The organism is Streptomyces ortus (assembly GCF_026341275.1).
Taxonomy (GTDB): domain Bacteria; phylum Actinomycetota; class Actinomycetes; order Streptomycetales; family Streptomycetaceae; genus Streptomyces; species Streptomyces ortus.
On the sequence record NZ_JAIFZO010000002.1, the window covers coordinates 3,041,295 to 3,055,780 of the forward strand.

The following is a 14,486-nucleotide window of genomic DNA, read 5'->3' on the forward strand; positions in this document are numbered from 1 at the left end:
GCCCGACCCGTCCCGCAATATTCTGGGGGCATGGCCAGCGATGAGTCCCTCTGTCCGGTCTGCGAGCAGTCCGTCGACACGGTCGTGCGTCGGCACAAGACCCTGGGCGTCTTCGTGCCCGTGTGGGGCCCCGGCCCCTGCCACAACCCCCGGTGCGCGAGCTACGAGGCGGGGGAGGAGCCCGCGCTCATGACCGGCCCGGGGTCACCGCCCGAGGAGTCCCGCCCCGGCACGGAACGGGAAACCTGACCCCGACACCCCACAGCCGCCACCAGCCGCCGACAGCCGGTGGCGGCTCCCGTCACTTGCGCTGGGTGAAGCGCAGCAGGTTGCCCGCGGGGTCGCGGACCGCGCAGTCACGGACCCCGTACGGCTGGTCCATCGGTTCCTGGATGATGTCGGCCTCCGCGGCGAGCAGCCGCTCGTACGTCGCGTCGCAGTTCTCCGTGGTGAAGATGACGCCCCGCAGGAGCCCCTTGGCCAGCAGCTCGGCCACGGCCCGCCGGTCCGCCGCCGGTGCGTTCGGATCGGCGAGAGGCGGTTCCAGGACGATCTCCACGTCCGGCTGGAGCGGCGGACCGACCGTCACCCAGCGCATACCCTCGAAACCGACGTCGTTACGGACCTCCAGGCCCAGCACGTCGCGGTAGAAGGCGAGCGCCCGGTCGTGGTCGTCGACCGAGATGAAGCACTGTGCGATTTTGAGGTCCATGGCCTCACGCTAGAGGCTTCGCCGCCGCTCGGCGCACCGGTCGCGTGTACATCTTCGCCACGCACGCCGGGATCGACGCCCCGGGCTCGTGCGAGCGCGCCCGGTACGCGCTCGGTGTCTCGCCGACCAGCTCCGTGAAGCGGGAGCTGAACGAACCGAGCGACGTACAGCCCACCGCGAAGCAGACCTCCGTGACGCTCAGGTCACCGCGCCGCAGCAGTGCCTTCGCCCGCTCCATGCGCCGCGTCATGAGATAGCCGTACGGAGTCTCGCCGAAGGCGGCGCGGAAGCTGCGCTGGAAGTGGCCCGGGGACATCAGCGCGGTGCGCGCGAGCATGGGCACGTCCAGCGGCTCGGCGTACTCACGGTCCATCCGGTCGCGTGCCTTGCGCAGTCGGATCAGGTCCTGCGTGGTCATGCCGTCAGCATCCCACGGCCCACTGACAGCGCCCCCGGACCGGCCGGCTCAGTCCGCGGGCCCGAAGAGCGCGAGCTCCCCGATGCCGTCCAGGACCTCCTGGGCCACGGCCGAGATCCGGCGCCGGTGGGAGCGGGCGTGCTCGCGCAGCAGCGTATGGGCGACCGGGCGACGGATCGGGCGGCGGCCGGTCAGCGGGCCCGGTGCTGACGCGGGAAGGGCGAGCTGTCGGACGGGTTGCCGACGGTCAGGGCGGCCAGATCGGTGAGCTTCATCCGGTTCGCGCGGGCATGGCCGCGCAACTGCTCGAACGCCTCCTGGAGGTCGCAGTCGAGGCGTTCCGCGAGGATGCCCTTGGCCTGTTCGATGACGACCCGGCTGTTCAGCGCGTTCTGCAACTGGTCGCTCCGCACGAGCGCGTCGCGCAGCAGATCGCGATGGGCCAGGCCGACGGCCGCGGCGTCGGTGAGGAGCCGGGCCCACCGGATGCCTGACGGCTCCAGCCGGCCGTACTGGTGGTAGAGGTCGAGCGCGCCCAGCGGACGGTCCCGATGAGCCAGGGGCAGGGCCGTGACGGCGGTGAAGCCCTCGGCCAGGGCACGGCTCGTGAAGCGGGGCCAGCGGGTCCGGCTGTGCGGGTGGGACATCGGAATGTTGGCGAGGGGGCCTCCGCCGCATGAGATGTCCAGGAGGGGCCCCACCCGCGACTCGGCCTGTAGGCACTCCAGCCGACGACTGCGATCGTCCGACGCGGCCATCCGCCAGGGACCGCCCTCCGGGCCGATCAGACTGAAGGCAGCCGCCTCCACTCCCGGTACGCGGACCATGACATGCGTAAGCCGTCGCAGGAGATGGTCCTCGCTCTCGCCCCGGGCCGGAGCGTCGACCAGGGTGAGGAGATTCGCGGCCAGTTCCTGCGAGCGGGAGGCGTCGAGCGGGTCGGTGCTCATCACATGGTTCCTGACGGCTTGGAAGGAATGCCGAACCGGAACGGACGGCCCCCGAGTACCCCCGTCCCACCGCTGAACCGCGTTGTTGTTCGTTCCAGGTGACAGCCAAGCACATGGTGCCACCGCGTGACTACGGTGTGTTTAGGACGGTGGCAATTTCCGGGACGCGGTTCTGCGGTCCCGGACAAAGGGCGTGTCACACGGGGCTGTTCCCGGTTTCTCCGTCTCCGACGAGCGCGCGGCGAGCCGCGCGGTGACGTAGCCGACCAGGTTGCTCGTGGGACCGGATCACTCCCCGTTCGGCGTAGGGGGATCGGTGCGGGGAGTCCCTGGCGCAGACGTGTTCGCGACGGCGGTCGTACGAGGCGTACGCAGTGCTGCGCCGGGGTCCTCGGCAGCGGTCACCCTGATGCGGGCCGACAGTGCGGAACAGAGGGTGATCGGCCACGCATGGACGGCACCCCGAGGCGTGACCGGAAAGCCGCGAACCAACGGCCGCCCGAGTCGCGCGCGGCCACGGTCGAAGGGCCATCATGGTCGAAGGCGGTACGGGCTCCAGCAGATGTGCGCCGCAACCGCGGGGGTCCGCGCCGGTACGAGCCGATACCGGGCGGGAGGGCGAGACTGGGGGCGAGAGCGTCGTGAGGTGACAGCGCGCGATGGGCGGGTGGTGGCCCGCCGGGGGAGCAGGCAGGGGCGATACTGGTGGATCATGCTGGTCGCGCGACCGGGCGGAGGTGAAGCCGATGCGGTTCGAGAGCCGCGGCGGCGAGGGCGAATGGCCCGGGCGCAGGCAGCCGTCCGAGGCCGAGGACCGTCGCCGGGTCACCGAGGCCTTCACGGCCCTGGCCTCCTCCAGCGAGGTGCACAGGGTGCCCGAGCTGCTGTGCGGAGCCTGCGTGGACCTGTTGCCCGTCACCGGCGCCTCGATCTCGATCACCGGCAGCAGAACCGCCCGGGCGCTGTGGTGCGCCAGTGACGACACGGCGGCACTCCTCGCCGAGGCGCAGTACACGCTGGGCGACGGTCCCTGCCAGAGCGCCCTCGACCGGGCCGCCCCGGTGCTCGCACCCGACCTCACCGGAGGGCCGGACGCGCGTCGCTGGCCGGTCTTCGCCCAGCAGGCCGTCGAGTTGGGCGTCCGGGCGGTCTTCTCGCTGCCGCTCGGAGCCGGCGCGCTGGCGATCGGCACCCTCGATCTCTACCGGGACACCGCCGGCGCCCTGTCCTCGCGTGACCTGCGGATCGCGCTCCTGGTGAGGGACGCGGTCACGTTCGCCGTACTGAACCTCGAAGCTGCCTCGGACGGCCTCTCGTCCAGCGACGAAGCTGGAGTAGCGTCCTGGGTGGACGCCGCGGAGGCCGACCACATCGAGGTCCATCAGGCCGTCGGCATGGTCATGGTCCAGCTCGGGGCGGATCCCGAGCAGGCCCTGGACCGGTTGCGGGCCCACGCCTTCGCGGGAGGGCTCACGATCACCGAGGTGGCACAGGAGGTCCTGGCCCGCACTCTGCGTTTCCGGCCAGAAGGCGACGACGATCAACCAAGGGGCCGCGGTCGGCTCGGAGACGAAGGAGACGGTGACCGGTCATGACCCGTGAAGAGCAGCTCGCTGAGGCGTTCGTGGGGCTGTCCGACACGCTGGCCGACGGGTTCGACCCGGTCGTCCTGCTGGACCGCCTGGCCGGACACTGCGTCGCGATCGTGGGTGCCGACACGGTCAGCGTCATGATGGCCACGGCCCGCGGCGACCTCCGTACGATGTCGGTCTCCGCCCATGCGGACGGGGCCGAGCTGGTGCAGACGCAGACCCGGGAAGGCCCCGGCCGGGACTCCTACCGGACCCGGCTGCCGGTGGACGCCGTCCGGCTCGACGAATCCGGCGACCGCTGGCCGCGCTTCTCGGCCCAGGCCAGGCAAGCCGGTTACGGCGCCGCGCACGCGGTGCCGCTGAGGGTGAACCGCCAGACCATCGGTTCCGTGAGTCTCCTGCTCAGCGCGCCGGCCGGGCTGCCGCCGGGCGGCCTGCGCCTCGCCCAGGCGCTCGCCGACGTGGCCGCCGTGGCGCTGGTCCACTGGAGCCCGGACCCCGCCAGGCCCATGGACATCCTTACCCACGTCCAGGCGGCCGTCGCGGCCAAGGCCACCGTCGAGATGGCGCAGGGGATGCTCGCCGAGCACGGGCAGCTCGAACCCGCGCGTGCGATGGAGGCCCTGCTCGCCTACAGCGGCCTCAACGGCAACCGGCTGACCTCGACCGCCCAGGCACTGGTCCGCCGCACTCTCGAACCGGCCCTTGTACTCGCCGCCCTGGAGTGACACCGGTCGGCGCGAGCCGCCGCGCACGCCCTTCGCGCGACGGCGTGCGCAGGGGGCGGTCGATGCGTGCAACCACCAACAAGAACCACCCTGTATACGGCGTACGACCGCGCGTGACCGGGCACGATGGTGAGTAGCACTTCGGTGCCGCCCAAGACCTCGGTGGCGTCCGCCGCGCGTCCCCCCAGCCGCGCCCTCGCGTTTCCGTGCTTCCCGGAGAGAACACTCCTGGAAAGATCACTGAGGTGGGCCATGGGCACCCATCACGTCACCTTCGGCCTGCGCCACCGGATCACAGGCGACACGCTGATACTCCTGCCACGGGGCGAACTGGACGCCTGGGCCGACCAGGAACTGTTCCCGCGAATGACCGAACTCCTCGACCTGCACCGGGATCCGGCCCTCACCGGCGTCGTCGTGGATCTCGGCGCGGTGACCTTCCTGGACGCCGGCGGTCTGCGCCTGCTGGTCCGCCTCAGGAACCGGACGTGCCCGAGCGGCCTCGAACTGCGGCTCGCCCGCACCCCCGCCAAGGTCCGTCGCGTCCTGCGGCTCTCCCGGCTCGAGCGCACCTTCATCTTCCTCGACGAACCGGGGTCGCCGTGCGACAAGGCCTCCGGGCGCGGTGTTCCCGCCTGACCGGACAGCGCCTTGCCGGGGCCCGATCGCCGTACGAGAGTGAGTACGCGCTCCCGCGCCGGTTCAGCCGGTCCGGAGCGTCGGCCCGGGACCCCGGCAGGCACCCCCACATCGGACGCGATCCGAGTGCGCCCATGTCGGCGTGCGCGGGCGCCGGCGGAGGGCCGAGGCGTGGACGAGCGTGAGCGGAGCGAGCCGGACCACCGGGCCCGGCTGAGCGAGCAGGAGTGCCGGGAGGTCCTGGCCCGCACCCCGGCCGCCCGGCTGGCCGTCACCCGCCGGGGTCTGCCCCGTATCGAGCTGGTCGGGCTGGTGCACTTCGACGGCGAACCGGTGGCGCTGCTGCCCGAGTACAGTCCCGTCGCCCGGGCGCTGTCCGAGGTGATCTCCCCGCGCAGACTCGTCGCGCTGCAGACCGACGACCTGAGCGACTCACGGCACGAGGTGCACAGTGTCACCGCCGTCGCGCGGCCCCGCTGGATCGTCGGCTTCGACGACGTGCGCGAGTGCCGGCGGATAGCCGAGGCCCGGGGGCTCGACGTCAGGTCCGACACGTGGTTCCTGGCCATGACCCACCCCATGCTCATGGGCCGGCGGGTCCCTCTGCGGAGTCCGGGCCACATGCCGCAGAACCGATGAGATCCGCGAACCGGCGGGCGGGACCGGTCCCGTGCGGCCGGGGCAGCAAGTACGGGAGGCAGAAGAAACGACCGCACCCGGACCGCGGTGGACGCCGTGTGGGGCGGCCTGCGGACCGGGTGCGGTCAGGAAGGCGCTGCGGCCGGAGCGACCGCAGGTCAGAGAGCGTGACGCGAGGTCAGGCCTTCTTCGTCTCCCAGAAGATCTTGTCGATCTGGGCGATGTAGTCGAGAGCCTTCTGGCCCGTCGCCGGGTCGGTCGAGGCCTTCGCGGCCGAGAGGGCCTTGAGGGCGTCGTTGACCAGCTGGTGCAGCTCCGGGTACTTCTCGAAGTGCGGGGGCTTGAAGTAGTCGCTCCACAGCACCGAGACGTGATGCTTGGCGAGCTCGGCGCGCTGCTCCTTGATGACGGTGGCGCGGGCCTGGAAGTGCGCGTCGTCGTTGGCGGCCATCTTTTCCTGGACGGCCTTCACCGACTCCGCCTCGATGCGGGCCTGGGCGGGGTCGTACACACCGCAGGGCAGGTCGCAGTGTGCGCTGACCTTGACCTTGGGGGCAAACAGGCGGGAAAGCATTGAGCTGTCCTTCCTCGTGATCGTCTTCTCAGGTGGGACATTACTCCGTGAGGGACGGCTTTTCGCGAGTGCCCCCATGGGCTTAGGACAAAAGTCCGGGGTCAGACTGGGACTCGTGGAGGATAGGACGGGGAGGTGCCGGGATGCCGGAGCTGTCACAGGAGACCGAGCGCGTGAGGGGCGTCCTGCCGTTCGGGGCCGCCGAGGTGACGGGGCCGTCCATGGCGCCCACGCTGCTGCACGGGGATCAGCTCGTCGTGCAGTACGGGGCCAGGATCAGGCCCGGTGACGTCGTCGTCCTGCGCCATCCCTTCCAGCAGGACCTGCTGGTCGTGAAGCGCGCGGCCGAGCGGCGCGAGGGCGGCTGGTGGGTGCTGGGCGACAACTCGTTCGCCGGCGGGGACAGCAGGGACTACGGAACCGTGCCCGAGGAGCTGGTCCTCGGGAAGGTGCGGTTCCGGTACCGGCCGCCGCAGCGGGGTCAGCGCTCGCCGTTGGCGGCGGCCCGCTGGGTGTGGTCGGCCGCCCGGCCGGTGCTCTCCGGCCGGTCCGCCTCCAGGCGCTTGCGGGCGCGGTAGGCGGCGACGTTCGCCCGGGTCGCGCAGCGGTCCGAGCAGTAGCGCCGGGAGCGGTTCGTCGAGGTGTCGAGGTAGGCGTTGCGGCACGGCGGTGCCTCGCACAGGCCCAGGCGGTCCACGCCGTACTCGGTGAGGTGGAAGGCCAGGCCCATCGCGGCGATCGCGGCGTAACCGGCGGTCGCGTTCGACGGGTGGTCCGCCAGGTGCATGTGCCACAGCGGGCGGCCGTTGTCGTCCCGGAAGTCGTGGCCCGAGATCTGCGGGCTCACCGGGAACTCCAGCAGCAGCGAGTTCAGCAGGTCCACGGCGAGCGTCTCGTCGCCGCCGTCGGCCGCCTCGAAGACCGCCCGCAGTCTGGCCCGTACGCCGCGGAAGCGGGTCACGTCCGAGTCGTTGGCGCGGCGGGCCGCCGAGGAGTTGCCCTCGAAGAGGTCACGAACGGCCCCGACCGAGGTGAGCGTGTCCTTGCCCCGGGCCGGCTCCTCGCTGTTGACGAGACGGACGGCGTAATCCGAGTAATAGGCCAGTTCCACTTGTAGTCCTTACGAGGGCGCTCTATGGTCGTGGTGCGGGCACGTAATGGCTGATGGCGTCTCCAGGGTATTACATCCTGGAGGGGAAAGGGGCTTTCATGACGACCACCCTCGGGTCCGACTGGCAGGCCTGGCAGGAGAGCTGGGACCGGCAGCAGGAGTGCTACCTCCCGGACCGCGAGGAGCGGTTCCGGGTCATGCTCGACATGGTCGAGGCACTGGTGGGCCCCGAGCCGCGGGTCCTGGACCTCGCGTGCGGTACGGGAAGTATCACGGCCCGGCTCCTCGAAAGGTTCCCGAAGGCGGTCAGTACCGGTGTCGATCTCGATCCGGCGCTCCTGGCCATCGCCGAGGGCACGTTCGCGGGCGACGAGCGGGTCACGTTCGTCACGGCGGACCTCAAGGACCCCGAGTGGGTCTCACTGCTGCCGTACGAGTCCTACGACGCGGTCCTCACCGCGACCGCGCTGCACTGGCTGCACGCTGAGCCGCTGGCGGTGCTGTACGGGCAGGTCGCCGGGGTCGTCCGGGAGGGGGGCGTGTTCATGAACGCGGACCACATGGTCGATGAGACGACTCCGCTGATCAACGCGGCGGACCGGGCGCAGCGGCATGCGCGGTTGGAGGCGGCCACGGCGGCGGGGGCGCTCGACTGGGCGGCGTGGTGGCGGCTGGCCGCTGCGGATCCTGTGCTGGCCGAGCCGACCGCGCGGCGGTTCGCGATCTACGGGGAGCATGCGGAGGGGGATACTCCGTCTGCCTCGTGGCATGTGGGGGCGCTGCGGGCGGCGGGGTTCGGGGAGGCGCGGGAGGTGTGGCGGTCGCCGTCCGACGCGCTGGTCCTCGCCGTCCGGTAGCCGATATTCCTCGCCCCCGCCGCCCCTTCCCGTTCCCGACCACTCATGGGGGCTGCGCCCCCTCGCCCCCCTATCGCGCTTCGCGCTCGTCCTCAAACGCCGGACGGGCTGGAGGGGTCGCTACAGGACCTTTGACAGGAACGACTGTGTGCGTTCGTGGCGGGGGTTCGTGAGGACCTCTCTGGGGTGGCCCGACTCGACCACGACTCCCTCGTCCATGAAGACCAGCGAATCGCCGACCTCCCGGGCGAAGCCCATCTCGTGGGTGACGACCACCATCGTCATGCCCGACTCCGCGAGGTCGCGCATGACGTCGAGGACGTCACCCACGAGTTCCGGGTCGAGCGCGGACGTCGGCTCGTCGAACAGCATCAGCTTCGGTTCCATCGCGAGGGCCCGCGCGATCGCGACCCGCTGCTGCTGGCCGCCGGAGAGCTGCGAGGGGTAGTTGCCCGCCTTGTCGGCCAGCCCGACCCGCTCCAGGAGCTGGCCCGCACGCTCGCGCGCCTGCGCCTTGCTCGCGCCCTTGACCTGGACCGGCGCCTCCATGACGTTCTCCAGGGCCGTCATGTGCGGGAACAGGTTGAAGCGCTGGAACACCATGCCGATGTCCCGCCGCTTCAGCGCGACCTCACTGTCCTTGAGCTCGTACAGCTTGTCGCCCTTCTGGCGGTAGCCGACCAGCTCCCCGTCGACGTACAGCCGCCCGGCGTTCACCTTCTCCAGATGGTTGATGCACCGCAGGAACGTCGACTTGCCCGACCCTGACGGACCGATCAGGCAGAAGACCTCGCCGGGCCTCACTTCGAGGTCGATGCCCTTGAGGACCTCGACCGGGCCGAAGGACTTGTGGACGCCCTCGGCCTTCACCATCGCCGTACCGGAGGCCGTTCCGGTCGCGCTCTTGGTCACGTTCGCGTCGGCGGTCATGCGCTCACTCCTCCGCCCGAGCGGTTGGACAGGGACAGCACGTTCGCCTTGATCCTCTGGAACGGCGTGGCAGGCAGCGCGCGGCTCGAACCGCGGGCGTAGTACCGCTCGATGTAGTACTGCCCGACGCTGAGCACCGAGGTCAGAACCAGGTACCAGGCGGCGGCCAGGAAGTACATCTCCACGGGTGCGCCCGACGACTGGCCGATGTCCTGTGCGTACCGGAACAGTTCGGCGAACTGGACCACCGACACCAGTGAGGTCGTCTTGAGCATGTTGATGACCTCGTTGCCCGTGGGGGGCACGATCACGCGCATCGCCTGCGGGATCACGATCCGCCGCAGGGTCTTGCCGTGGCTCATGCCCAGGGCGTGCGAGGCCTCCGTCTGGCCCTCGTCGACCGAGAGCAGACCCGCGCGGCAGATCTCCGCCATGTACGCGGCCTCGTTCAGACCGAGCCCGAGGAGCGCCGTCAGCAGCGGCGTCATGAAGCTCGACCAGTAGTCCTTGTAGATCGGACCGAGGTTGATGTACTGGAAGACCAGGCCCAGGTTGAACCAGACCACGAGCTGCACCAGGACCGGGGTGCCCCGGAAGAACCAGATGTAGAACCACGCGATCGACGAGGTCACCGGGTTCTTCGACAGGCGCATCACCGCGAGGAGGATGCCGCCCGCGATGCCGATCACCATCGACAGCACGGTGAGCAGCATCGTCTGCCCGACACCCTTGAGGATGCGGTCGTCGAAGAAGTAGTCCGGTACGGCACCCCAGTTGATCTTGCCCTGGGCGAACGCGTAGATGATCGAGACGAAGATCGCGATCGCGATGACGGCCGAGACGTAGCGCCCGTAGTGGCGGACCGGGATGGCCTTGATGGCCTCCGGACCGCCCGGGGGAGTGCTCTCGGGACCGGCCGTCTTGTCGATGTCAACAGTCACGGATGTTGCCTTTCAGCGCCGCCGGCCACGCGGTCACTTGCCGCCGTTGAGGGTGGCTTCCTTCACGGCGCCCGCCTCGACGCCCCACTTCGCGATGATCTTGCCGTACTCACCGTTCTTGATGACCGCGTCGAGCGCGGCCTGCAGGGCGTCCCGCAGCTCGGTGTTCGACTTGGCGACCGCGATGCCGTACGGGGCGGCCTCGACCTGCTCGCCGACGACCTCGAAGTCCTTGCCGCCACCCGAGGTCTTCGCCGCGTACGCCGCCACGGGGAAGTCCGAGGAACCGGCGTCGGCGCCACCGGCGCGCAGCCGGGTCTGGGCCTGCTGGTCGTTGTCGAAGGCCTCGATGGAGAGCTTCTTGCCGGCCGGACACTTCTTCGCCTGGGCCTTGGCGAGGTCGTTCGAGACCGTGTTGCGCTGCACCACGACCTTCTTGCCGCACAGGTCGTCCCAGGTCTTGATGGACTGGTCCGCGCCCTGCTTGGTGTAGATCGAGACGCCCGCGGTGAAGTAGTCGATGAAGTCGACGCCCTCGCCGACCTTCTTGCCGGTCTCGGCGTCGACACCCTCCTGGCGGTCCTTGGTGTCCGTCATCGCCGACATCGCGATGTCGTACCGCTTGGAGCGCAGGCCGGTGAGCAGCGTGTCGAAGGTGCCGTTCTCGAACTCGAACTTCACGCCGAGCTGCTTGCCCATGGCGTCGGCGAGATCGGGGTCGATGCCCACCGTCTTGCCCGAGTCGTCCTTGAACTCGACCGGCGCGTACGCGATGTCCGAGCCGACCTTGATGACGCCCTTGTCACGGACGGCCTTGGGCAGCTTGTCGGCCAGCGGGGCCGCGCTGGAGTCAGCGGTGCCGGAGCCGCCGCTGTCCTTGTCCTTGGTCTGGTCACCGCAGCCGGTGAGCAGCAGGGCGCCTGCGACCGCGATCGCACCGACCGCGGCTATCCGGGACTGCGCGGCGGTCGTACGACGGGTGGAGCGTGCGGTCATGGTGGGTTCCTCCGGCGGGTGGGTGGAGTTGCCGATGGGTCGGCAGGAGCCGATGGGTCGACGAGAACACACACCTTCGGGTGTCGCGACCTCGTGTGATTAGGGCATCTTGCCATTCGGACTCGTCCCTTCAGGGTGCCCGCCATGTCAAAATCGGATAACGGGTGACCCCCTAACCGGACCGAGACGGTCCGGCTCGACCGGATCTTGTGCGGAAAACCTCCGCGAGGGCCGGAGGATCTTCTGCGGATCCACCGATACGAGCGTTCACATCTGCGCATGTGCGACACCATTGCGTCTATCGGTGGATTGTTCGTGAAGTGGGCTTGTTCGATGCATTCGGCCATGAGTCATGTCACCGGTATGTGGCCTTCGTGCTCCGGTATACGGCCTCTGGGTGCCCGTTGTGCGGACCTCGGCCCTCCGGTGTGCGAGCTTCGGCCGCCCACGTGTGACCTTCGCTCCACGGACTCGTCCGCGGTGCGGTCCGTCCGGTAAGAAGGATCCTTACACCCCTCATCCGGGGCTCAGGGCGCGTGTGCGGCGCGCCCGTCGCGCATGTTCCGTACTTAACAGTCATCAGGGACATGTGCGGTGCCCGCCCGCCCCTCACCAGGGGTGGCAACCCTCAACCATGAAGACTTAAGGGGTAAAACAAAGTGGCAGCGGAGATCGTCAATCCTCGCAGCGACAGCAGTACGGATCAGGACGGCGGGGCCGAGCCCCTCGATTCCTTCGACCCGGCGTTCGCGCTGCACCGTGGCGGGAAGATGGCCGTGCAGGCCACCGTGCCCGTCCGTGACAAGGACGACCTGTCCCTCGCGTACACGCCCGGCGTCGCGAAGGTCTGCACGGCCATCGCGGAGCAGCCGGAACTCGTCCACGACTACACGTGGAAGTCGTCCGTGGTCGCCGTCGTGACGGACGGGACCGCCGTGCTCGGTCTCGGTGACATCGGGCCCGAGGCCTCGCTCCCCGTCATGGAGGGCAAGGCGATCCTGTTCAAGCAGTTCGGCGGGGTCGACGCCGTGCCGATCGCGCTGGCCTGCACGGGCGTCGACGAGATCGTCGAGACCGTCGTGCGGCTCGCGCCGTCCTTCGGCGGCGTGAATCTGGAGGACATCTCGGCACCCCGGTGCTTCGAGATCGAGCGCCAGTTGCAGGAGCGGCTCGACATTCCCGTCTTCCACGACGACCAGCACGGTACTGCCGTCGTCACGCTGGCGGCCCTGCGGAACGCGGCGCGGCTGACCGGGCGCTCGCTCGGCCAGCTGCGGGCCGTGATCTCGGGCGCCGGCGCGGCCGGGGTCGCCATCGCCAAGTTCCTGCTCGAGGCGGGGCTCGGGGATGTCGCCGTCGCGGACCGCAAGGGGATCGTGTCGACCGACCGGGACGATCTGACCCCGGTCAAGCGGGACCTCGCGGTCATGACCAACAAGGCGGGTCTCTCCGGCTCGCTGGAGGCCGCGCTCGCGGGGGCCGACGTCTTCATCGGCGTCTCCGGCGGTACGGTGCCGGAGCCGGCCGTGGCCTCCATGGCGGAGGGTGCGTTCGTGTTCGCCATGGCGAATCCGACTCCCGAGGTGCACCCCGATGTCGCGCACAAGTACGCGGCTGTTGTCGCCACCGGGCGGTCGGACTATCCGAACCAGATCAACAACGTGCTGGCGTTCCCCGGGATCTTCGCGGGGGCGCTGCAGGTGCGGGCCTCTCGGATCACCGAGGGGATGAAGATCGCCGCGGCCGAGGCGTTGGCTGCGGTCGTCGGGGACGACCTTGCCGCGGACTATGTGATCCCGTCGCCGTTCGACGAGCGGGTCGCTCCGGCGGTCACGGCGGCGGTTGCGGCGGCGGCGCGGGCGGAGGGGGTGGCGCGGCGCTAGCGCCGCGTTTTTCTGGCCGGAGGCCAGGGGCCAGCGCTCGCTGACCCTGGCCGCGGGTGTGCGGTTGGCGGCTTCGGGCCCTGTCCTGGTGGGCGGGGCGAACCGTTTGCCGGAAGGTTTTTGCCGGGGTTCGGCCGGGTGGGTGGGTGGGTGGCGGCCGAGTGGAGGGTGCGCTGTTTCCTGCGCCCTTGCGGGGTGGGGGTGAGGGGAGTGTGGGGTGCGGTGGGTCGGGGCACCCGCGCCTCCCCGCGCCCCTGGGGTGGGGGTGGACGGGATGGCGTGGCGACCGACGTTCGGGGCCGGGGAACGGCGCTGTCTTTGTCTTTTAGGGGCGCGGGGAACGGCGCAGTAGTTGGAGGGCGCGGGGGGCGCTGTTTTCAAGGGGCGCGGGGAACTGCGCGATCTTTTTCGGGGGGAGGGGGCCGGAGGGACCTGTGTCACAGGGGGAGGGTGTTTCGGTGAGGGGGCGGCGCCGCCTAGGGTTCGGCACATGTTCGCCGCCTACGCCGCCCGTATCGACCGCGACCAGCCCCTGAACGGCCTTGAACTGGGTGACCGCCCCGCCCCCGCGCCACGCCCCGGCTGGACGACCGTGAACGTCAAGGCCGCCTCCCTGAACCATCACGACCTCTGGTCGCTGCGCGGGGTCGGCCTCGCCGAGGACAAGCTGCCGATGATCCTCGGCTGCGACGCCGCGGGGATCGACGAGGACGGCAACGAAGTCGTCCTGCACTCCGTCATCGGCCAGACGGGCCACGGGGTCGGCCCGAAGGAGCCACGCTCCATCCTCACCGAGCGCTACCAGGGCACCTTCGCGGAGCAGGTCTCGGTCCCCACCTGGAACGTCCTGCCCAAGCCCGCCGAGCTCTCCTTCGAAGAGGCGGCCTGCCTGCCCACCGCCTGGCTGACCGCGTACCGCATGCTCTTCACCAACGCGGGTGTACGCCCCGGTGACTCGGTTCTCGTCCAGGGAGCCGGCGGTGGTGTCGCCACGGCCGCGATCGCACTCGGGAAGGCGGCGGGGCTCCGCGTCTTCGCCACCAGCCGGGACGAGGCGAAGCGCAAGCGCGCCCTGGAACTCGGTGCCGTCGAAGCCCTGGAGTCCGGCGCCCGCCTGCCGCACCGCGTGGACGCCGTCATCGAGACCGTCGGCGCCGCCACCTGGTCCCACTCGGTCAAGTCCCTGAAGCCGGGCGGCACCCTGGTCATCTCGGGTGCCACCAGCGGTGACCGGCCCCCGCACGCCGAACTGACCCGCATCTTCTTCCTCGAACTCAAGGTCGTCGGTTCCACGATGGGCACGAAGGACGAGCTGGAGGATCTGCTGTCCTTCTGCGCCGCCACCGGCGTACGCCCCGTCATCGACGAGGTCCTCCTGCTGGACCGGGCCCGTGAGGGCTTCGAGCGGATGGAGTCCGGCGGACTCTTCGGCAAGGTCGTGCTCACCGCCTCCTGACACCCCTGACCTGACGTCCGACACCTCACGGCTCCGCCATCCCTCTGCCACCTCTCCATA

General features: G+C 70.1%; 17 protein-coding genes. 9 read left to right on the top strand and 8 right to left on the bottom strand.

From position 1 onward, the window contains the following. Positions 1-30 precede the first annotated feature (30 nt). A complete protein-coding gene (locus K3769_RS16665) occupies positions 31-249 on the top strand; it encodes a hypothetical protein (protein WP_267027211.1) in 219 nt (72 codons plus the stop codon). Between the two features lie 52 nt (positions 250-301). On the opposite strand, the gene K3769_RS16670 is transcribed toward K3769_RS16665, so the two are convergent. The 3 genes from K3769_RS16670 to K3769_RS16680 all read right to left on the bottom strand — a co-directional run bounded on the left by K3769_RS16670 (position 302) and on the right by K3769_RS16680 (position 2,080). Further along, positions 302-712, bottom strand: coding sequence for a VOC family protein (locus tag K3769_RS16670; protein ID WP_267027212.1), 411 nt, complete (start codon positions 710-712; stop codon positions 302-304). Positions 713-716: 4 nt separating this feature from the next. Continuing rightward, entirely contained in the window at positions 717-1,130 is a 414-nt protein-coding gene (locus tag K3769_RS16675) for a helix-turn-helix transcriptional regulator (RefSeq protein ID WP_267027213.1), read from the bottom strand. 191 nt (positions 1,131-1,321) lie between these two features. Then, entirely contained in the window at positions 1,322-2,080 is a 759-nt protein-coding gene (locus K3769_RS16680; protein WP_267027214.1) for a GAF and ANTAR domain-containing protein, read from the bottom strand. A 746-nt stretch (positions 2,081-2,826) separates the two neighbouring features. Between K3769_RS16680 and K3769_RS16685 the strand changes: the two genes are divergently transcribed. The 4 genes from K3769_RS16685 to K3769_RS16700 all read left to right on the top strand — a co-directional run bounded on the left by K3769_RS16685 (position 2,827) and on the right by K3769_RS16700 (position 5,678). Beyond that, complete coding sequence (locus K3769_RS16685; RefSeq protein ID WP_267027215.1) at positions 2,827-3,675, top strand: GAF and ANTAR domain-containing protein; 849 nt, start codon at positions 2,827-2,829, stop codon at positions 3,673-3,675. Continuing rightward, positions 3,672-4,400: a GAF domain-containing protein gene (locus K3769_RS16690; RefSeq protein ID WP_267027216.1), complete on the top strand. Its 729-nt coding sequence runs from the start codon at positions 3,672-3,674 to the stop codon at positions 4,398-4,400. Before K3769_RS16685 ends, K3769_RS16690 begins: the two co-directional genes overlap by 4 nt. A 252-nt stretch (positions 4,401-4,652) precedes the next feature. Next, positions 4,653-5,039, top strand: a complete 387-nt coding sequence (locus K3769_RS16695) for an STAS domain-containing protein (RefSeq protein WP_267027217.1) — start codon at positions 4,653-4,655, stop codon at positions 5,037-5,039. 171 nt (positions 5,040-5,210) lie between these two features. Continuing rightward, positions 5,211-5,678, top strand: coding sequence for a hypothetical protein (locus tag K3769_RS16700; protein WP_267027218.1), 468 nt, complete (start codon positions 5,211-5,213; stop codon positions 5,676-5,678). A 178-nt stretch (positions 5,679-5,856) separates the two neighbouring features. On the opposite strand, the gene sodN is transcribed toward K3769_RS16700, so the two are convergent. Beyond that, positions 5,857-6,252 (bottom strand): superoxide dismutase, Ni, encoded by a 396-nt coding sequence (gene sodN, locus K3769_RS16705; protein ID WP_030790542.1) that lies wholly within the window; start codon positions 6,250-6,252, stop codon positions 5,857-5,859. Positions 6,253-6,395: 143 nt separating this feature from the next. On the opposite strand from sodN, the gene sodX reads away from it, so the two are divergent. Then, on the top strand, positions 6,396-6,830 hold the full coding sequence (sodX, locus tag K3769_RS16710; protein WP_267027219.1) for a nickel-type superoxide dismutase maturation protease: 435 nt from the start codon (positions 6,396-6,398) through the stop codon (positions 6,828-6,830). On the opposite strand, the gene K3769_RS16715 is transcribed toward sodX, so the two are convergent. Continuing rightward, positions 6,734-7,363: a CGNR zinc finger domain-containing protein gene (locus K3769_RS16715; protein WP_267027220.1), complete on the bottom strand. Its 630-nt coding sequence runs from the start codon at positions 7,361-7,363 to the stop codon at positions 6,734-6,736. The two genes, sodX and K3769_RS16715, sit on opposite strands and share 97 nt — an antisense overlap. Before the next feature lie 98 nt (positions 7,364-7,461). Between K3769_RS16715 and K3769_RS16720 the strand changes: the two genes are divergently transcribed. Further along, positions 7,462-8,220 (top strand): class I SAM-dependent methyltransferase, encoded by a 759-nt coding sequence (locus K3769_RS16720; RefSeq protein ID WP_267027221.1) that lies wholly within the window; start codon positions 7,462-7,464, stop codon positions 8,218-8,220. Between the two features lie 120 nt (positions 8,221-8,340). Here K3769_RS16720 and K3769_RS16725 read toward each other — a convergent pair whose 3' ends face one another. The 3 genes from K3769_RS16725 to K3769_RS16735 are packed head-to-tail and all read right to left on the bottom strand — an operon-like array spanning position 8,341 to position 11,087. Further along, positions 8,341-9,150, bottom strand: coding sequence for an amino acid ABC transporter ATP-binding protein (locus K3769_RS16725; protein ID WP_372514958.1), 810 nt, complete (start codon positions 9,148-9,150; stop codon positions 8,341-8,343). Then, positions 9,147-10,091 carry an amino acid ABC transporter permease gene (locus tag K3769_RS16730; RefSeq protein WP_267027222.1) on the bottom strand — a complete coding sequence of 315 codons (945 nt, stop codon included), beginning with the start codon at positions 10,089-10,091 and terminating at the stop codon, positions 9,147-9,149. The genes K3769_RS16725 and K3769_RS16730 overlap by 4 nt, the downstream gene beginning before the upstream one ends. A gap of 33 nt (positions 10,092-10,124) precedes the next feature. Then, positions 10,125-11,087: an ABC transporter substrate-binding protein gene (locus K3769_RS16735; protein ID WP_267027223.1), complete on the bottom strand. Its 963-nt coding sequence runs from the start codon at positions 11,085-11,087 to the stop codon at positions 10,125-10,127. A 659-nt stretch (positions 11,088-11,746) separates the two neighbouring features. Between K3769_RS16735 and K3769_RS16740 the strand changes: the two genes are divergently transcribed. Beyond that, positions 11,747-12,970 (top strand): NAD(P)-dependent malic enzyme, encoded by a 1,224-nt coding sequence (locus K3769_RS16740; protein WP_267027224.1) that lies wholly within the window; start codon positions 11,747-11,749, stop codon positions 12,968-12,970. Between the two features lie 490 nt (positions 12,971-13,460). Continuing rightward, positions 13,461-14,426, top strand: a complete 966-nt coding sequence (locus K3769_RS16745; protein WP_267027225.1) for a zinc-binding dehydrogenase — start codon at positions 13,461-13,463, stop codon at positions 14,424-14,426. The last annotated feature ends 60 nt before the right edge of the window (positions 14,427-14,486 follow it).